The sequence below is a fragment of the Streptomyces sp. 2323.1 genome (assembly GCF_900221035.1).
Taxonomy (GTDB): domain Bacteria; phylum Actinomycetota; class Actinomycetes; order Streptomycetales; family Streptomycetaceae; genus Streptomyces; species Streptomyces sioyaensis.
Map to the genome: position 1 here is coordinate 7,900,037 of NZ_LT907981.1, position 18,076 is coordinate 7,918,112.

16 protein-coding genes and 1 pseudogene are annotated in these 18,076 nt (G+C 70.2%); 7 read left to right on the forward strand and 10 right to left on the reverse strand.

Annotation, left to right across the window (positions count from 1 at the left end):
* Positions 1 to 80: 80 nt before the first annotated feature.
* The 5 genes from CPH93_RS33855 to CPH93_RS33875 form a co-directional block, all read right to left on the reverse strand.
* Complete coding sequence (locus CPH93_RS33855; protein ID WP_231977060.1) at positions 81 to 962, reverse strand: carbohydrate ABC transporter permease; 882 nt, start codon at positions 960 to 962, stop codon at positions 81 to 83.
* Complete coding sequence (locus CPH93_RS33860) at positions 959 to 2,365, reverse strand: ABC transporter permease (RefSeq protein WP_231977061.1); 1,407 nt, start codon at positions 2,363 to 2,365, stop codon at positions 959 to 961. The genes CPH93_RS33855 and CPH93_RS33860 overlap by 4 nt, the downstream gene beginning before the upstream one ends.
* A 17-nt stretch (positions 2,366 to 2,382) precedes the next feature.
* On the reverse strand, positions 2,383 to 3,717 hold the full coding sequence (locus CPH93_RS33865) for an ABC transporter substrate-binding protein (protein ID WP_096215043.1): 1,335 nt from the start codon (positions 3,715 to 3,717) through the stop codon (positions 2,383 to 2,385).
* Positions 3,718 to 3,763: 46 nt separating this feature from the next.
* Positions 3,764 to 5,533 (reverse strand): glycoside hydrolase family 13 protein, encoded by a 1,770-nt coding sequence (locus tag CPH93_RS33870; RefSeq protein ID WP_096215044.1) that lies wholly within the window; start codon positions 5,531 to 5,533, stop codon positions 3,764 to 3,766.
* Between the two features lie 194 nt (positions 5,534 to 5,727).
* Positions 5,728 to 6,999: an ABC transporter substrate-binding protein gene (locus CPH93_RS33875; protein ID WP_096215045.1), complete on the reverse strand. Its 1,272-nt coding sequence runs from the start codon at positions 6,997 to 6,999 to the stop codon at positions 5,728 to 5,730.
* A gap of 170 nt (positions 7,000 to 7,169) precedes the next feature.
* Between CPH93_RS33875 and CPH93_RS33880 the strand changes: the two genes are divergently transcribed.
* Genes CPH93_RS33880 through CPH93_RS33890 form a run of 3 tightly spaced genes read left to right on the forward strand, consistent with a single transcriptional unit; the run spans position 7,170 to position 10,776 of the window.
* Positions 7,170 to 7,676 (forward strand): PadR family transcriptional regulator, encoded by a 507-nt coding sequence (locus CPH93_RS33880; RefSeq protein WP_093481510.1) that lies wholly within the window; start codon positions 7,170 to 7,172, stop codon positions 7,674 to 7,676.
* Complete coding sequence (locus CPH93_RS33885) at positions 7,673 to 8,434, forward strand: ABC transporter ATP-binding protein (RefSeq protein WP_093481508.1); 762 nt, start codon at positions 7,673 to 7,675, stop codon at positions 8,432 to 8,434. Before CPH93_RS33880 ends, CPH93_RS33885 begins: the two co-directional genes overlap by 4 nt.
* A 5-nt stretch (positions 8,435 to 8,439) precedes the next feature.
* Positions 8,440 to 10,776, forward strand: coding sequence for an ABC transporter permease (locus tag CPH93_RS33890; protein ID WP_096215046.1), 2,337 nt, complete (start codon positions 8,440 to 8,442; stop codon positions 10,774 to 10,776).
* Between the two features lie 115 nt (positions 10,777 to 10,891).
* Here the strand turns inward: CPH93_RS33890 and CPH93_RS37115 are convergent.
* Together CPH93_RS37115 and CPH93_RS33900 are read right to left on the reverse strand one after the other, a co-directional pair.
* Positions 10,892 to 11,077 (reverse strand): annotated as a pseudogene (locus CPH93_RS37115) (IS481 family transposase); the annotation flags it as partial.
* Complete coding sequence (locus CPH93_RS33900) at positions 11,078 to 11,959, reverse strand: SDR family oxidoreductase (RefSeq protein ID WP_096215047.1); 882 nt, start codon at positions 11,957 to 11,959, stop codon at positions 11,078 to 11,080. It lies immediately after the preceding pseudogene.
* Positions 11,960 to 12,007: 48 nt separating this feature from the next.
* On the opposite strand from CPH93_RS33900, the gene CPH93_RS33905 reads away from it, so the two are divergent.
* Positions 12,008 to 12,379: a MerR family transcriptional regulator gene (locus tag CPH93_RS33905; protein ID WP_231977062.1), complete on the forward strand. Its 372-nt coding sequence runs from the start codon at positions 12,008 to 12,010 to the stop codon at positions 12,377 to 12,379.
* Between the two features lie 325 nt (positions 12,380 to 12,704).
* Here CPH93_RS33905 and CPH93_RS33910 read toward each other — a convergent pair whose 3' ends face one another.
* Positions 12,705 to 13,343 carry a CAP domain-containing protein gene (locus tag CPH93_RS33910; protein ID WP_096215048.1) on the reverse strand — a complete coding sequence of 213 codons (639 nt, stop codon included), beginning with the start codon at positions 13,341 to 13,343 and terminating at the stop codon, positions 12,705 to 12,707.
* Between the two features lie 603 nt (positions 13,344 to 13,946).
* Positions 13,947 to 15,563: a phospholipase D-like domain-containing protein gene (locus CPH93_RS33915; RefSeq protein ID WP_231977063.1), complete on the reverse strand. Its 1,617-nt coding sequence runs from the start codon at positions 15,561 to 15,563 to the stop codon at positions 13,947 to 13,949.
* 289 nt (positions 15,564 to 15,852) lie between these two features.
* Here CPH93_RS33915 and CPH93_RS33920 point away from each other — a divergent pair, with 289 nt between their 5' ends.
* From CPH93_RS33920 to CPH93_RS33930, 3 genes are all read left to right on the forward strand, one after another.
* On the forward strand, positions 15,853 to 16,095 hold the full coding sequence (locus CPH93_RS33920; RefSeq protein ID WP_093481502.1) for a hypothetical protein: 243 nt from the start codon (positions 15,853 to 15,855) through the stop codon (positions 16,093 to 16,095).
* 301 nt (positions 16,096 to 16,396) lie between these two features.
* Positions 16,397 to 16,600 carry a DUF2180 family protein gene (locus tag CPH93_RS33925; RefSeq protein WP_093481501.1) on the forward strand — a complete coding sequence of 68 codons (204 nt, stop codon included), beginning with the start codon at positions 16,397 to 16,399 and terminating at the stop codon, positions 16,598 to 16,600.
* A 37-nt stretch (positions 16,601 to 16,637) separates the two neighbouring features.
* Entirely contained in the window at positions 16,638 to 17,366 is a 729-nt protein-coding gene (locus CPH93_RS33930; RefSeq protein WP_096215705.1) for an alpha/beta fold hydrolase, read from the forward strand.
* Positions 17,367 to 17,414: 48 nt separating this feature from the next.
* Here CPH93_RS33930 and CPH93_RS33935 read toward each other — a convergent pair whose 3' ends face one another.
* On the reverse strand, positions 17,415 to 18,056 hold the full coding sequence (locus tag CPH93_RS33935) for a hypothetical protein (RefSeq protein ID WP_231977064.1): 642 nt from the start codon (positions 18,054 to 18,056) through the stop codon (positions 17,415 to 17,417).
* Between the last annotated feature and the right edge of the window lie 20 nt (positions 18,057 to 18,076).

An 18,076-nucleotide genomic window follows, 5' to 3' on the forward strand; every position in this document is an offset into this window, starting at 1 on the left:
CCGGCCCCGGCAAGGGTGCTCCTCGACGCCGTCCGGTCACGGCGTCGAGGCTGCCCCGTACGGAACGGCGGCCGGGCCCGCTATTTGACCGAACCGGCCATGATGCCCTGCACGAAGTGCCGTTGGAAGGCGAAGAACACGATCAGCGGCACGATCAGGGACAGGAAGGCGCCGGGCGCCAGCACACCGATGTTGCTGCCGAACTGCCTCATCTGCGACTGGAGGGCCACCGTCAGCGGCTGCGATTCGTTGTCGGCGAAGAGCAGGGCGACCAGCATGTCGTTCCAGACCCACAGGAACTGGAAGATCGCCAGGCTGGCGATGGCGGGGCGGCCCAGCGGCAGGACCAGCTGGGAGAAGATCCGCCACTCCCCGCCGCCGTCCATCCGGGCGGCCTCCAGCATCTCCTTGGGGATCTCCGCGAAGTAGTTGCGCAGCAGGAAGATGGCGAACGGCAGCCCGTAGGCGGTGTGGAACAGCACGACGCCGGGGATGGAGCCGAACAGTCCGAGTGCGCCGAACAGCTTGGCCACCGGCAGCAGACCGATCTGCACCGGCACCACCAGCATGGCGACCACCACGAGGAAGATCCAGTCGCGGCCGGGGAAATCCATCCAGGCGAAGGCGTATCCGGCCAGCGCGGCGATCACCACCACGGCGAGGGTGGTGGGCACCGAGATCAGCACGGTGTTCCAGAACGCCTGGACGATGCCCGAGTCCTTCAGCAGCGTCGTGTAGTTGTCCAGCGAGAGCTGCCCGGGCGAGGCGAGTGCGGTCCACCAGCCGCTGCCGGCGTTCGCCTCCTCCGTACGGAGGGAGGAGAGGAACAGCCCGGCGGCGGGGGTGAGCCAGACCAGACCGATGACGAGCAGGAACAGCTGGATCGCGCCGCGGCTGAGCCACTTCGCCGGCCCTGCGGCCGCCCGCTTGCGGGGCGCGGCGGTTCCCTGAGCGGTGGTCATGACTGGCTCCTGCGGAAACGTCGGATGTTGAGGGCCATGGCCGGGACCACCAGCAGGAGCAGCAGCACGCCGAGGGCGCTGCCGAGCCCCTGGTTGTTGCCGCCGCCGAAGGAGACCAGCCACATCTGCAGGGCCAGGACGTTGGCGTCCTGCTGCACGGGACCGGGGGCGATGATGTAGACGAGGTCGAAGACCTTCATCACGTTGATCACCATCGTCACGAACACCACGCCCAGGACCGGGCCGAGCAGCGGCACGGTGATCCGGCGGAAGACCTGCCACTCGTTGGCGCCGTCCATCCGGGCGGCTTCCAGCACGTCCCGTGGCATCGAGGAGAGCCCCGCGCCGATGAGGACGAGCGCGAAGCCGGTCCAGATCCACATGTAGGCGCCGATGATGGCGGGTGTGATGAGGGCCGGGCCGAGCCAGGGGACGCCGCCGTACGGGGCGGCGAAATCCTTGGCGGGCAGCTGCACGGCGTAGGACCCCGGAGCCAGATGCGGCAGACGATAGGAGCCGTCCGGGCCGGTGGTGGCCGTGGCCGCCACCTTGCCGTGGGAGTCGACCGCCTCGACGGTGAGCTTCGGCAGCCCGCGTTCACCGCGGTCCACGGCGCCGGTGGTGCCGCCACCGCCGGGAGTAAAGTCGAGGTAGACCACACCGCGCACCTCGCCGCTGCCGGCGGGGGACTTGGCGGCCGCTGCGGCGGGGCGTGCCGTCGGCGGCATGTCCTTGGGCGCGACACCGACCAGGCCGAGGTTGGCGATGTGGCCCGGGCCGGTGCGGTGCGCCGTGCGGTAGGAGCCGTCATGCCCCTTGATCAGCCGCTTGTCGCCGAGGCGTGCTTTGGCGGTCGGGAAGGAGGCGGACTGCCCCTCGAACTGGTCGTGGATGCCGACGGCGACCGCGTTGAGCACGCCGCGCTGCGGATCCTGCTCGTAGGTGAGCCGGAAGATGATGCCCGCGGCGAGGAAGGAGATCGCCATCGGCATGAACATCAGCAGCTTGAACGCCGTCTTCCAGCGGATCTTCTCGGTCAGTACGGCGAGCACCAGGCCGAGTCCGGTCAGCAGCGCGGGGGCGAAGACGACCCAGATCGCACTGTTGCGGATGGCCCGGAGCGTGGCCGGGTCCTGGAACATCGCGGTGTAGTTGCCGGCCCCGACGAAGGTGTTGCCGGAGGCGTCGTACATGCTCCGGACGACCGAGAACACGATGGGGTACGCCACGAGGGCGCCCAGCAGCAACAGCGCGGGCAGCAGGAATATCGCGGCGATCCGCCGGCGGCGCCGGACGGAGCGCCGCACGGCGGCGGCACCGGCGCTGCCGGGTGTGCCGCGAGGCGGGTGGGGCGCGGTGCCGCGCGCCTGGGCGGGCGGCACCGCGGGAGAGGTGACAGGCATGGATCGGGCCTTGGTCCTTACTTTCCGTACGCCTTGGCCGCGGCGGCCTCAAGCTTGCGGGCGGTTGCCGCGGGGTCCGACGGGTCGCGCAGGAAGTCCTGCAGCAGCTTCCATTCGCCGGCTCCCTGGGTGCCGCCGAAGGCCGCGGGCGCCTGGTCCGACATGTCGAAGCGGACGGAGTTCCCGGCGTCGGTCAGCGACTGGGCGGCCTTGCGGGTGACCTCGTCGTGGTAAGCGTCCGCCGGGACCTTCTTGTTGGGCGAGATGTAGCCGCCGGCCTTGGCCCAGACGCTGGCCGCTTCGGGGCTGGCCAGGTACTTCACCAGCTCCATCGCGGCCTTCTTGTTCTTGCCGGCCTTGAGCACCACGGCGGCGTCACCGCCGCTGACCACCGGCGCCTTGCCGCCGTCGACGGCCGGGAACGGGTAGAACTTGGCGTCCTTGCCGACCTGCTTGTGGAGCTCGTCGGTGACCAGGGCGCTGACGAAGTCACCCTCGTACACCGAGGCCGCCTTCGGGTCCGGGCCGAAGACCTGCTGGACGGACTCGGGGAAGTCGGTGCGCAGCGCGCCCGATCCGCCGCCGGCCACCAGGTTCTTGTCGCTGAACAGCTTGCCGAGCGCGGTGAGCGCCTTGACCACGCTGGGGTCCGTCCACGGGATCTTGTGGGCGGCGAGCTTGTCGTACTTCTCCTGGCCGGCCTGGGACAGGTAGATGTTCTCGAACCAGTCGGTGAGCGGCCAGCCGGCCTCGCCCGCGACGGCGAACGCCGGCACGCCCGAGTCGGAGAGCGTACGGCCCGACTTCAGCATCTCGTCGTAGGTCTTCGCGGGCTTGACCCCGGCCTGGGAGTAGGCCTCCGGGCTGTACCAGACCGTCGACTTGTGCGAGGCCTTGAAGTACAGGCCGTAGTAGGTCTTGTCGACCGTGCCGTAGTCCTTCCACACCTTGGCGTAGTTCTGCTTGGCCTCGGCGGCGACCGCCGGCGACAGGGGCGCCAGCCAGCCCTTCTTGGCGAACTGCTGGAGCACGCCGACCTGGGGGACCATCACCACGTCGGGGGCGTTGCCGCCCTCGACCTGGCTGCCGATGACCGTGGAGACGTTGTCGCCGGTGGAGGCGAAGGTCACCTTGGCGCCGGTCTTCTGGGAGAACGCGTCCAGGACCTTCTTGAAGTTCTGCTGCTCCACGCCGGTCCAGACGCCGGCCACGGTCACGTTCTGACCGTTGAGCTCCTGCTTGCCGCCCCCGGCGGACACTCCGCCGCCGCAGGCGGTCGCGGAGAGCGCCAGGCCGAGCACGGCCGCGCCGGAGACGGCAATGCGGGTGTGTCGTACTGCGGGTCGTCTCATGGTGGGGTTCCCTTCGGGAGGACTGCGGGGACGGGGGGTGGTGGGGCTATGGGGCGTCGGGAGCGTGCATCCACCAGGCGGCGGTGGAACCGGGGAGCGTGCCGGCCGGGCAGTCGCCGCTCGCGAGAAGGGGGAGCCCCGGTACGGGGGCGGATACCGGCTCGGTGCCGAAGTTGACGGCGCAGACCAGGCCGTCGCCGCGGACGAACGCCAGTACCTGGGGCGGGGAATCCAGCCAGCGCAGGGTTCCTTCGCCGAGTTGGGGGAGGCTGCGGCGCAGCTGCAGCCCCTCGCGGTACAGGTGCCAGAACGAGCGGGTGTCGGCCAGCGCCCGGTCCGTGGCGTGCTCGGCGAACCAGTCGGGCTGCGGCAGCCAGGGGCGGGCCGCGTCGGTCCCGCTGGTGAAGCCGAACGGCGAGGCATGGCCCGACCAGGGCAGCGGCACCCGGCAGCCGTCGCGGATGTGCTCCCGGCTGCCCGTGCGGTGGTAGATCGGGTCGGTGAGGACCTCGTCCGGCAGGTCGACGACCTCCGGCAGGCCCAGCTCCTCGCCCTGATAGACGTACGCCGCGCCGGGCAGCGCCAGCATCAGCAGGGCGGCGGCCCTGGCGCGCTCCGGGCCCAACCCGCCGCCGGTCCCGGCGGCGATCCCCTCCGTGCCGCCGCCGGGCTCGGTCGCATAGCGGGTGACGGTGCGGACCTGGTCGTGGTTGTTGAGCACCCAGGTGACCGTGGAGCCGGTGCCCGCGATATCGGTCAGCGCCTCGGTGATCACCCGGCGGAAGGTGTCGATGTCCCAGCGCGCGGTCAGCAGATGGAAGAAGAACGCCTGGTGGAGTTCGTCGGGCCGGACGTACGCGGCCTGCTCGCTCGGCGTCCGTACGGAGACCTCGCCGACCAGCAGCCGGTCGCGGCCGTCGCGGGCCGTGTACTCCTCGCACAGTGCGCGCCACTCGCGCCACACCTGGTGCACCTCGGGCTGGTTCCAGGCCAGCGGGTTGACCGAGTCGCGGGTGCGCTCATCGGCCGCCGGGTCGGGGGAGTCGGGCAGCTCGGGGTGCTTGAAGAGCCCCGCGGCCACATCGATCCGGAAGCCGTCGACCCCACGGTCCAGCCAGAAGCGCAGCACGTCCTCGAAGTCGGCGGCCACGGCCGGGTTGCGCCAGTTCAGATCGGGCTGCTCGGGCGTGAACATGTGGAGGTACCACTGGCCCGTCGCGTCCTCGGATCCGGAACCGGCCTCCGTGACGCGGGACCAGGCGGGGCCGCCGAACATCGCCCGCCAGTTGTTGGGCGGCAGCTCACCGTCCGGGCCGCGCCCGTCGGCGAAGTGGAACAGCGACCGTGCGGCGCTGCCGGGGCCGTCCGCCAGGGCGGCGCGGAACCACGGGTGCTCGCTGGAGCAGTGGTTGGGGACGATGTCCAGGAGCACCTTCAGACCCAGCCGGTGGGCGTCGGCCACCAGGAGGTCGAATTCGGCGAGGTCGCCGTAGACCGGGTCGACATCGCGGTAGTCGGCGACGTCATAGCCGTGGTCGTGCTGCGGCGAGGGGTAGAAGGGGCTGAGCCAGATGCCGTCCACCCCGAGCTTCTTGAGGTACGGCAGTCCGGTGCGGACACCGGCCAGATCGCCGATCCCGTCGCCGGTGGTGTCGAGGAAGCTGCGGACGTAGACCTGGTAGATCACCGCATCGCGCCACCAGTGCTGGGCGGTGTCCCCGGACCCGGCCGAGGGTGCGGCAGAAGCCGGACCGGGGAGCGAGGGGGAGGGCGTGGAGTCGGCCGAGGAGCCGTTCCCTGCCGTGGCTATGAGCATCTGCCGTGATCCCGTTCTTGCCTGGCATGCCGTGCGGCTGCGTTTCGCTGTTATGCATGCATGTTAAGTAGGCATGACTTTTCGATGTCAACGAAATGGACGAAATTCGCCGCGAGATGCCCGAATTTGTGGGGAATTGAGATGCCAGCCTGTACCTAACAAGTAAGTACAAGCGGAGGCGGTGACTCCGAGAGTCAGCCGCGGTCGACGATCGCGCCCAGCTCGCGCGTCAGCCGCGCGACGGTGGCCGAGGTGCTCCGACGGTGGAGCAGCGCATCATGCATGACCGCCTGCACCGCCAGGCTCACCTGGTCGTACTGAGGGCTCTTCAGACGCGGCTTGGCGGCCAGCACCGCACGCTGGAGCGTCGGGAGATACGGGAAGCGCCGCACCAGCTCCGGATCCCTGTACAGATCGGCCCACACCGGAGGCAGCGCGCCCTTGGTCAGCACTTGGCGCTGGACGTGCTCGGACGTCAGATAGGAGATCAGCTCGGCGGCCGTCTTCTGATGCCGGGAGTGCGCATTGACCGCCAGATTGGAGCCGCCCAGCGCGCTGGAACCCGGCCCGTCGGGACCCGGCAGCGGCACCGCGCCGAACTTCCCCGCCACCTTGGAGGAGGGGGCGTTGCCGAGCGCATACGCGTACGGCCAGTTGCGCAGGAACAACAGCCGGCCGTCCTGGAAGGCCTTGCGGGACTCCTCCTCCTTGTAGGACAGCGCCCGCTGCGGGATCCAGCCCTCGCGCACCCCGTCCAGCAGGAACGACAGACCCCGGCGGGCCGCGGGGGAGTCCACCGTGACCCGCCGGCCCTCGCCCGCGAGCACCGTGCCGCCCGCCGACTGCACGGCCTCGACGACATTGGCGGTCAGCCCCTCGTACGGCAGGAACTGGCCCGCATAGCCGTCCAGCCCGTACTTGGGCGCGACCGTCTTCGCCAGCTGCTCCAACTCGGCCCAGGTGCGCGGCGGCCGCGCACCCTCCCGGTCGAGCACGTCCTTGCGGTAGTAGAGCAGTCCGGCATTGGTCACGTACGGGACCGCATAGAGCCGGCCGCGGAAGGTGGCGGTGTCCACCACGGGAGGAAGGAAGTGCCGCAGCGGGAACTGCGCGCCGTCCATCGGCTTGATCCAGCCCGCGGCCGCGAACTCCGACGTCCAGGCCACATCGATGTTGAGCACATCGAAGCGGTCGCTGTGGGAGCGCAGCTCGGTGACCATCTGGGCCCGCACCTCGTCGGCCGCGTCCGGAAGTTCGACCAGGGTCACCTTCTCGCGCGGGTGCCGGTCGTTCCAGCCGTCGAGGACGCCTCGCAGATAGCCCGTGAGATCGCCGCCCGTCACCAGCGTGAGGGGGCCGCGCCCGTCCGAGTCGCCGGCCGGCTCACCGGCCCGGGCTCCGTGACTGCCCGCGAACAACAGGCAGCAGATGAGCAGGGCCCGTCCCGCGGCATGCTTCCACCGCATGGGCTCCTCCTCCACCAGGCGTCGACGGGACACGGGCCGACAGCCCGCCCCATGTATACCTGTTAGCCATGCGGGATACTAGATGCTGCAGGAAGATGCGAAAGCGACCCGGCTCACAGTGGGACGAGCCCAGATGACAGGCATGTAGGGCGGAGAGGGAGAGGGAGAGCGTGCGGCTGCCACTCCTGGCTCTGCTGGTCGGCGGACCCGCACACGGCTATGAACTCAAACAAGCCCTTGAGAACCTTCTGGGCGCGGCATACCCTCAGCCAAATGTCGGCCAGATTTACGTCACCCTGGGCAGGCTGGAGAAGGCGGGCCTGATCGAGGGAGAGGACGTCGAGCAGTCGGACCGCCCGAACAAGCGCATCTACCGGATCACCGCGGCGGGCCGCGAGACCGTGGACGCCTGGTTCGAGGAGTCCACCGCCGAGCCCCGGGTCCGGGACGAGTTCTTCATGAAGCTCGCCCTGGCCCCCCACACCGGGACCGCCAACCAGATCTCCCTGATCAACAAGCAGCGCCGTCACTACCTCAACACCATGCGTGACCTGTCGAAACTCGCCGCGGGCGAGGACCGGGAGAACCGGGTCGCGCAGCTGTTGATAGAGGGCGCGATGCTGCATCTACAGGCGGATCTCGACTGGCTGGAGCGCTGTCAAGAGGAGTTGGAATGAACCCGGACGAGCCGTCCGGCCCGATAGTCCGGGCAGCCGGCCTGGTCAAGACCTACCGGCCGGAGGGCGCCGCCCCCGTGCACGCCGTACGGGGCGTCGACCTGACCGTCGCACGCGGGGAATTCGTCGCCGTCACCGGCCCCTCGGGCGCCGGCAAATCCACTCTCCTGCATCTCCTCGGCGGCCTGGACCGCCCCGACAGCGGCTCGCTCTGGCTCGACGGCCGCCAGGTCGACGGCTACCGCGAGGCGCGCTGGGCCGAGCTGCGCCGCAACCACATCGGCATCGTCTTCCAGTTCTTCAACCTCGTCTCCAACCTCTCCGTCGCCGACAACGTGGAGCTCCCCGCGCTGCTGGCCGGCCGGTCCCCCCGGCAGGCCCGGGCCGCCCGCCGCGAGCTGCTCGACGAGCTGGGCCTGACCGGCAAGGAGAACAGCGCACCGGGCGAGCTGTCCGGTGGCGAACAGCAGCGCGTCGCCCTGGCCCGCGCCCTGGTCAACACCCCCACCCTGCTGCTGGCCGACGAGCCCGCCGGCAGCCTCGACAGCAAGGGCACCAGGGAGGTGCTGCGGCTGCTCGCCCGCTTCCACCAGCGCGGACAGACCATCCTGCTGGTCACCCATGACGCCAGGATGGCCAGCGCCGCGGACCGGGTGATCAGCTTCTTCGACGGCCAGGTGGTCGACGACGCGCACCTCGGCGGCGGCCGGCACCGTCCCGAGGCCGGGGTCGCCGACGTCCTCAAGCTCAAGGGCTGACCGGCGTGCGAGCAGCGGCCCGCTGGACCCAGGCGCATCTGCGCGCACACCGCCCCGCCGCGGTGCTCATCGTGCTGGCCACCGCCGGTATCACCATCTCGCTGCTGCTGGCCACCGCCCTGTTCGCGTACGCCACCGACCCCTGGCAGCGGGTCTTCACCCAGTCCTCCGGCGCCCACGTCTGGATCCACACCCAGGCCGGCGCCGCGGCCGGCTCGCTCGCCGACCTGGACGAGGTACGCGCCACCTCCGGCCCCTTCCGTACGGTCCGCACCTCCGCGAGCCTGCAGCCCGGCGGCGCCAAGGCGACGCTGGAGCTGCGCGGCACCGACCGGCGCCCCGCCACCGCGGCGCCCCGGGTCGTCACCGGCCGCTGGCTCGACCCGGCAGCCGACGCGGGCGCCACCAAGGGCATCGTCCTGGACAGCTCGGTGGCCCGGGCGATGTGGGCCAAGCCAGGGGACTCCCTCGTGCTGAGCGGCTTCCGGACGCATCTGCGCGTGGTGGGCGTCGCGGACACCGCCGAGGTCAGCTTCCGGGCCGGTGAGTCCCCGGGGGTGGCCTGGGTGCTCCCCGGGACCCTCGCGGCCTCGACGGCCGGCCAGGACCAGCGCGGCCGTACCATCGGGCTCCGGCTGGCCGACCCCGCGGACACCGATTACGTGGTCCAGCGGGCCGTCACCCAGCTCGGCGCCGACCAGATCACCGATGTCTCCACCTGGCGGCAGGCCAGGGCCGAAGCCGAAGGCGACAACCAGCTCCTCGGCCGGCTGCTCGGCGGATTCGGGCTCGGCGCGCTGCTCGCCGCCGCCCTGGCGGTGGGCGGCGCCATCAGCACCCGGATCCGCGGGCACCTCCGGGACATCTCGATCCTCAAGGCCATCGGGTTCACCCCCGGCCAGGTGGTCCGGATGTTCCTCGCCCTGCACCTCCTCTTCGCCCTGCTGGGCGTCGCCCTCGGGGCACTGGGCACCCAGGTGCTCGGCGGCCTGATGCCCGGCCGGATCGGGGAGGCGAGGGCCGTGTGGCAGCAGCTTCCCGGGCACACCTGGCTGTCCTTCGTGATCTCCGGCGGTGTGGTGGTCTTCATCGGCTCGGCGACCTGTCTGGCCGCATGGCGGGCCGGGCGGGTGCCGCCGGTGCCCGTCGCCCGCGCCGCCGCGGTCACCGGCGGCCGGGGCCCCGGCCTCACCCGGCGGGCGCTCGGCCTGCGCGTCCCCCCGGCACTGGTGCTCGGCTGGCGGAGCGCCTTCCACCATCCGCTGCGCTCGTCGGCGGCCGTGGCACGGCTGGCCGTCCCGCTGCTGCTCATCACCGTGGCGCTGGGCGCCTGGACCACCCTGGACCGTTTCTCCTCGCACCCCGAGCACGTCGGTCTGCCCGCGGCCCTCACCGCGCGCTCCGACAGCCTCGGCGACCGGGAGCTGCACCAACTCCTCGCCTCCCGGCCACAGCTGACCGCCTACCCCGGTGCCGAGGTCCAGGCCCTCGTACCAGGGCAGACCGGGACCATCACCCTGCGGGGGCTCGGTACGGACACCCGGCCCTACCCCTTCGCCGTCGTGGAGGGGCGCGCCGCCCACGGCCCCGACGAAGCGGTCGCCGGACAGGGACTGCTGGATCTCCTGGACGCCCATGTCGGCGACTGGGTCCGGATGACCGTCGCCGGCCGCCCGTACGTCCTGCACATCGTCGGCCGCAACATCGAAACGGCCGACGGCGGCCGGGTCGTCTCCACCAGCCTGGACACCCTGCGCGACGGCGCGACCGGCGACGGCGCGCCCCCGGCGGGCCCGTCCCACCCGGACTTCTACAACCTGGTCCTGCACCACGGCGCCGACCCGGGCGCCGTGCGGGACGCCCTGACCAAGGCGTCCGCCGGCCGGCTCGAAGTGCGGGAGGCACCCAACCCCGCCGACCAGCTGTCGGTGGTCCGCGCCGTCGCCGTCGGCCTGATCGCCGTCCTGATCCTGATCGGACTGGCGGAACTGGCGACCACGGTCGGTGCCGGCGTCCGGGACCGCAGCCGCGATCTGCTCGCCCTCCGGGCCGTCGGACTGACTCCCCGTCAGATTACCGCCGTCATCGTCTCCGCCACCGCCTTCGTCACCCTGGCCGCCGCACTGGCCGGTACGGGACTGGGCGTCCTCGTCTCCCAGTGGCTGATCAATCTCCAGGGCAGCACCAGCGGCTGGGGGACCGGTATCGCCCAGCGCCCCGCCGTCGCCGTGCTGCTGCTGGTCATCGCCGTCGCGGTGGTCATCGCTGGGGCGGCTGCGGCCCTGCCTGCGGCCCGCGCGGCGCGGCGGCGCCTGGCGGACTCGGCTGCTGATCTGCTCTAGCTGTGGGAGGGCAGGACGTTGGTTACGCCTTCGCGTAGCTGGGATGCCGGCGGCTGCCCTTGTGCCCCGCCGTGGGGTCGGTGGTAGTGGTAGTGGATGTTCCAGACTCCGAGGGCCCGTCGACAGCGGAGTGCAGGTAGACGTAGCCGCCGCGCTTACTCTTGTTTTTGTGTCGTGCGACCTCACGGGCGCGGTCGCTGTTCTTGCCATGGACGCGCCAGCCGCCGCCGTCCGGGATGCGGCCAACCTTCTTCACATCGACGTGGATCATGTGCCCGTGGGCCGTGCCGCGGATCTTCCGTCAGCTGAACTCGGCCGCATGGTCGACGGCCCACCTCGCGAAGGTGCCGGCCGGTCGGCCAGTGAGGCGCTCAATGTGATCGGTGGTGTGGCTTGACTCTGGCCGGCGCATCGAGGCGGCGATCAGCGCTTCCACCAGCCGCTCGGGACGTCCGTCTGTGAGCATCCGTGACCGTGCGAGGTCAGCGGTGACCGCTTGGAAGCGCAGACGGCGCCGGAGCGCGGCACCAAGGAGAGCGACCTGGTCGGTGCGACTTAGTACCTCGGGGCCCGTCAACAGGTGCGGTTCGTAATCCAGTGGGTTGTGCTGCGCGAGCAATACGGCTACGGCCGCATCAGCGACATCGCGCTCGTCGACGACGGCTGTGCGAGCCATGTCCGGGCCTGACACCACGTCGCCCGCCCGTAGCTGCGGCGCCCAGCCCCGCGCGTTGGACGCCAATGTGTCGCTACGTAGTACCAGGGGGCGCAGACCAGCATTGCGGAGCAGGGCTTCCATGTCCGCGTGCACCTGAACGATGGGATCACTCTGGCGGGCGGCTTCGTCGTCTATGGCTGTCGAGGACAGGTAGACGACACGGGGGGCCGCTGCGACGAGTTCCGTAACCAGGTCGTGGGCAGGGGCCGAATCGAGCAGTGGCCAGATCAGAAAGACGGCGTTGATGCCCACGAGTGCCGCGCGCACGGCAGCGGCGTCTGTGAGGTCGCCGACCGCCCACTCGACTCCGGGGCGCGGACCAGTCTGATCGCGCACAAGGCATCGTACGAGCGCACCGTGTGCTTGGAGACGGTCGACGACCTCACGGCCGAGGTTGCCGGCTGCGCCGGTGACCAGGATTGATGAACGGCAAGGGGTGCCCCTGGGGCCAGTGGTATCAGGCATGATCGAGACGCTAAGGGTTCAGGTCGACATGAAGGCAAGGCGCGATTGGTGAAGACGATCGGAGAAGTAGCCGCAGAACTCGGAATCGAAGCCCACGTGTTGCGGCACTGGGAAAATGTTGGGGCACTCACCGTGCGTCGCGATGGAAATGGCTACCGCGTCTACGACGACAGGGCTGTGGAACAGGCACGCACGGTCCTGAAACTGCGGCGTGTTGGTCTCTCGTTGCCCGAGGCCACCGCCGCCATGGCGCCGAAGAAGTCGGCGGCGCAGGCGATCGTGAGGGCCAAGATCGCTGAACTTGAAGGTGAAGTCATACAGAGGCAGGAGGCGATTGCCTTCCTGCAACACACCGCTGAGTGTCGGCATCGATATCTCGATGAATGCCCAGATTGCGCGACTTTCGTCCGTGAAGCCTGAGCCACCCACCCACTGGCAAGCTCAAGCGCCGAGTGGCCCACCTTTGGCTTTTCCTCACGGCGCAGCAGCAACGTGGGGCCTGCTCTGCCGTCACCAACGTCATGTCCCGCAACATCTAGCTCCGGAAGCAGTGTCCGCAGGTGTCGGTGCCTGATCCTGGATGCCCGGCCGCCGGTGGGCGGCGCCCGGACGGCACGCCCCCGAGCACGGCAGAGACCCCCGGCCGGAATCCGGTCGGGGGTCTCTCGGGCACCGTGCGGGTGCGGCGGACGGACCGCGGTGGGGGGACGAGACCGGGGGAGTGCCGGCCGGATCCCCGAGCCCGTTACTGCGCCGCGCCGAAGTCCTGCGTCCAGTAGTCGCCGGGCTGGGCGTGGCCGACGCCGATCTCCTTGAAGGAGCAGTCGAGGATGTTGCGCTTGTGGCCGGGGCTGGTCATCCAGCCCTGCATCACGCTCTCGGGGGAGCTGTAGCCGTAGGCGACGTTCTCGCCGTAGGCGCTCCAGCTGTAACCGGCCTTGGTGATCCGGTCGCCCGGAGACGAGCCGTCGGAACCCGTGTGGGACATGTTCTTGTGGTCGGCCATGTCCTGGCTGTGATCCTGAGCGGCCTTCGTCAGCTTTGCGTTCACGGTCAGCGGGGAGCATCCGGCCTTGCTGCGCTCGGCATTGACGAGTTTCACCACCTGGGCCGTGGCTCCGGACGCCGGGGCGCTGGATGCCGAAGCACTCGGGGAGGGGGCGGCCGCCTTCGAGGCGCCCGCAGTCGGCTTGCCGCTCCAGTTGTGCTTGCCCGACCAGTGATGGTGGTAACCCGCACTCTGCCAGTGACCGTAGTGCCGGCCGCCCGCTTGCCCGGGCTCGTTCCAACAGGCCATGGCCGCGGAGGGCACAGCCACGGCGCCGATGGCGAATGCGGCGACGGTTATCTTCCGGTAGCGCCGCGTTCTGCGATGTTTCGTCATGCGTGACCTCACTCGGTAATGGCTTCAGCGCCCTCCTGACGCGGGCGAGCTCGGCGCAATCCCGCGCCTGAACTGCGGAGACGCCGTGCGGTTCGCATTCTTGGGAAGCCGTGTACGCAAGGCAACAAAGGCCACGTACTACCGCGCTTCGTAGTGCCGCACGACTCTTGCCATAGGTATGCGGGCGTGCTGGTCCGGCTCCCGGCGGCACCGGCAATTCCTGTTGTCCCGTCAGAAGTCGTTATGCATGCGATACGCGAGCACATATCCCGCGCGGGTCGAATGCCGCCGCACCCGGTGCGAGATATGCATAGGCCAAGACGGACAAATCTCTTATGTCGTCGAGGGCTTTCTACTACTCGGCTTAGTAAGGGTGTAGACGCGCTATGACGGATGTCACGGAACCGTGGAATTCGGGTTGGCGTCAGTGGTGCTTGTGAGGGCGGCGCAATGTCGGAACTGCCTGCAATTCACCGCCGGTGCCGTTTATATTGACGTATCTGGCGTCGGTTCCGGTGTGGACTTCAATGCGGCTTCCGGCCATCGGGGTCGCGTCGCACGGGCAGGAGCGAGTGCGGCCGCTCCTGCCCGGGATCCGTTCGGTCAGCCCGCCCCGTGGCCGGAGCACCCGGCCGGGGTCGTCGCCGCACGCTGGGAGTACTTCCACTCCGGGTCGAGCAGCTCGGTCTTGAGCTGCTGCGCCGCGGCCGGGCTCTCGACGATGTAGCCGAAGTCCTGCAGCCAGGCCGGGTAGAGGTTCTTGGAACCGATGTAGAACGCCGAGTCGTCCACCGAGACCAGCTTGTGGTGCAGTGCGTACGGCTTGCCGTCGCCCCAGGTGCGACTGTCGGAGCTGCGGAACGAGGCGAGTTGCAGATTGCTGCACATCGCCCGCGACGCCTTCTCGTTGTCGCCGGTGCGCGCCAGGAGACGCTTGCGGAGGGTGTCGCTGATCTCGTCCAGGGACTTGATCTGCGAGTAGCCCCCGCTGCCGACGGCGCCGCGGTTGGCGGGATCGCTGACGACGATGCGGACCTTCACCCCGGCGGCCAGCTTGGCCGCGAGCGTGTCATAGGTCCGGATGTCATAGCGCGGCAACGGCGGGCAGGTGGCGTTCAGGTCCTGCTGCGAGATCTCGACGTGGCTGCGCGCGCTCGCGATGAGCGAACGCAGCGCGTTCTCCTCGGGGTTGACCGTGTCGTAGTCGCGGTCCGCGTTGGTGTTGTCGTGCAGCCCCACGGTGCACTTGGTGTCCGGGGCCGTGGGCAGGTCCGGGTGGTACCCCGAGGAGGGGTCGGATTCCTTGATGCCCACGCCGAGACCGCCGACCGCGAGGACCGGGACGTCGCCGACGGGCGCGGCCGGGGCGGAGTCCTCGTCCTTCTCCAGCGACGGCGTGCAGGACGCGCCGTTCGACGTGGCGAGCCAGACCTTGGCCGGGTTGGACGAATTCTGGCAGGTCCAGCCCCACAGCGTGTCGAGGTACTTCCCCGCGGACCGGGCGGCCGGCCCGGTGAGGGCCATGTCCACATCCGACACCGGGTGGGTGGTGTCGAGGTAGTCGTCCTTCCAGCCGTTGATCCCGCCCGTGACGGCCGTCGTCCCGTCGACCACCAGGAGCTTGGAGTGGTTCCAGGAGAGGGACGTCTTCGACGTGGTCATCGACGCGACGTTCAGCGTGACGTTCTTGGCCGCCGTGCCGAGCTTGCCGATCAGTTCGTCCCGGTAGCGGGAGGGGACCACATTGAGGTGATAGAGCGGTGCGGCACCGACCAGGATGCGCACCCGGGGAGAGTGCCCCGCCGCGACGGACTCCTTGAGGCCGGCGACGATGGCGTCCTCGAACCCGCCGTTGGGAAAGGGCGCCAGCGAGGAGATGTCCACGGTGCGCTTCGCGTCGGCGATGTTGCGGGTCATCTTGTCGAGCAGCCGCCGGGATCCCGTGCGGTCCTTGCAGGCCGGGTCGCCCCAGCAGCCAGGTGTCTGCAGCAGCCAGCCGGAGGGGTCGTCCCCCGGGGCGTCCAGCCGGTTGCCGTTGGTGCGCTGCCACACCGAACCTTCGAGGCCGGGCGAGGTTTCGCGCAGCGACCGCTCGATGGAGTCCAGGTGAGGGGTGGGCGGGGTGTCCGCCGCGTACGCCGATGAGGCCGGTAGCGCCGCGCACACGGTCGTCAGGGCGACGGACGCCGGTATCAGACGTCGGAGACGGTGAGGAGCCAAGAGCTTTCCTTCTTACGGTGACGGGGAGAGCCGGGCCCTGACCAGCTGCCCGGCTCCGGTAGCCACCAGAAGGTATCGGCTCCTTCCGCGTTCCCTCGCGCAGAAGACGATCTTTGCGACAACTCCTGTGGTCGTCACCTCGGCAGTTGAGGGGGCCTCATGAGGGGAAGGGCATTCCGACTGGTGAGGGACCGCCTCCCGAACCGTGTCGGCAGCCGAGCATGACGAAGCGGAAGCCGGGTACCGGGCCAGGACACCGGATCCACCCATCGAGGAGGCCCGTCCACTGATGCCCCGCAACAACCCGACCGGCGAAGACAACTCCCCGCTGCCGCACGATCTGCCGAGCCAGCAGGCCGATGCCGACAGCTCGGTCCCCGACCCGTGGGACCCCGAACTGTCGGAGCACGAGACCGACGGCCCCGACGAAACGATCCCCGACACCGATCAGGCCGGCACCGGGCGGGCCGGCGGCCCCCAGGGCGCGGGCGTCCACCCCGACCAGCCCATCCCGCATGAGCCGGTGGACTGACGGCGCACTGCCTGTCTGGCTGTCCGGCTTCCCCTTCCGTCTCCGGCTGCCCTGAGCATCTCGCTCGGGGCAGCTCGGCGTCTGCCCCCCCGTCACCGGCCCGGCCGACCAGTGCTCTTCTCCTCAGCCGTCTCGTCAGCCGTCCCCTGACTCGACTCCTGAACGTTCGCGAGACGTCCTTCTTGGGGCGGCCAGGTGAGTCCGCCCGACCCGGCACCGTTCTTCCCGCTCCCGTCCGGCACCGCGACGTACATTGCGGCTGGGGCCCGCGCCGGCCCCTCCCACGAGATCGGAATGTGTCATGAACTGCTATGACTGTGTGCCGGACGCCGACGCCGCCGCCGTGGCGATCTGCCGGAACTGCGGCGCCGCCCTGTGCGAGCAGCATGCCTTCTCCGCGCCGCAGACCGTGGTGCGGGTGCACGGTGTCGGCAAGACCACCGCGCCGGCGCTGGCCCGCCGCATCGTGTGCACGGTCTGCCGGGGGGCAACCCAGGACGAATGAGTCCGGCGCCGGTCCGCCGGGTGGCAGGATGCGTGCGGTGACGACCTTTGTGTTGATCCCGGGCGCCGCCTGTGGCTCATGGCACTGGCATCTGCTGGACGCGGAGTTGCGGGCTCGTGGCCATGACGTGGTGAGCGTGGAGCTGCCGTGCGAGGACGATACGGCCGGGCTGGAGGAGTACGCGGACGCGGTGGTGGACGCCCTTGCGGGGCGGCGCCGGCCGACCCTCGTGGCGCACTCCTTCGCCGGCTTCACCGCGCCCTTGGTCTGTGCCCGGGTACCGGTGGATGCGTTGGTCTTGCTGGCGGCGATGGTGCCCGTTCCCGGGGAGACACCGGGGGAGTGGTGGGCGGCGACGCAGCACCCCGACTCCGCGGTCAGACGGGCCGGGCGGGCCGCGCAGCGGGCGGGGGCCGGGACGGGGCAGGGCGAGATGCCGGAATCGGCGGTGCCGGGCTCCGCGGCGGATCCGTTCTTCCAGGATCTGCCGCCGGCGCTGGCGGCACAGGCGGCGGTCCGCTGGCGGCGGCAGTCGGACACCCCCGCCACGCGGCCCTGGCCGATGACGTCCTGGCCGCCCGTGACGACACACTTCCTGTTGTGCCGTCAGGACCGCCTTTTTCCGGCTCCGTTCCTGCGTGCCGTGGTGGCCGACCGCCTGGGCACGGTGCCCGACGAGATGGAGGGCGGGCACTTCCCGATGCTGTCCCGTCCGGCCGAGCTCGCCGACCGGCTGGAACGCTACGGCCGCACAGCGGCGAGGTGACCGGCGGCCCCGCTCGGCTGCCTGACGAGCTGAACGAGGCCGCGGGGCTCAACTCACCTTGGTGGAGCCCGCGTTCGGGTAGGGCAGATGGGCCAGTGCGGCGATCAACGGCACCGGCATGTAAGCCGGCCAGTGGGGCCGAGCGGCCAGGTAGGCGATGTACCCGGCGGACCTGCCGGCCTGGATCTCGTCCAGCGTCTCGGCCTGGTACACCACCCGGCAGCGTCCCGCGGCTTTTTTGGCGCGTTCCCACAGCGCGGGCGCGGGCTTTCGCTCCGCCTCGGTCCGCGGGGTGAAGATCCGGTCCCCGAAGTCGGACCAGGCGAACGGGCGGGTGTCGGCCCAGTCCTTGTCGATCACTTCCTTCAGCTTCGCCGCCCGCGCCGCGTCCGTGGCGCCCCACGAGGGCGGCACGTTGGTGATCAGGCCGACCGGAATGTGGCGGGCACGCAGCGCACGCAGATGCTCGGCGGCTCCCGGCATGTACCGCACGCTCTCGTCCTCGGCCGTGTGCACCAGCGTCTCGCCGAGGTCGAAGTACACCATGACGCATCCTCGTGCGCGTCCTGCGTCCTCGGTGGTGCGCGGTGTACGCGTGGCTGCACTCGCGGTCGGCACGCTTAACGCCGCCAGGCCGCCCAGGGCGAGCAGCAGGAGCCAGCTGGTTCTGCGACCGGATGTTTTCTTCATGGGGGATGGCCTTCCCGTAG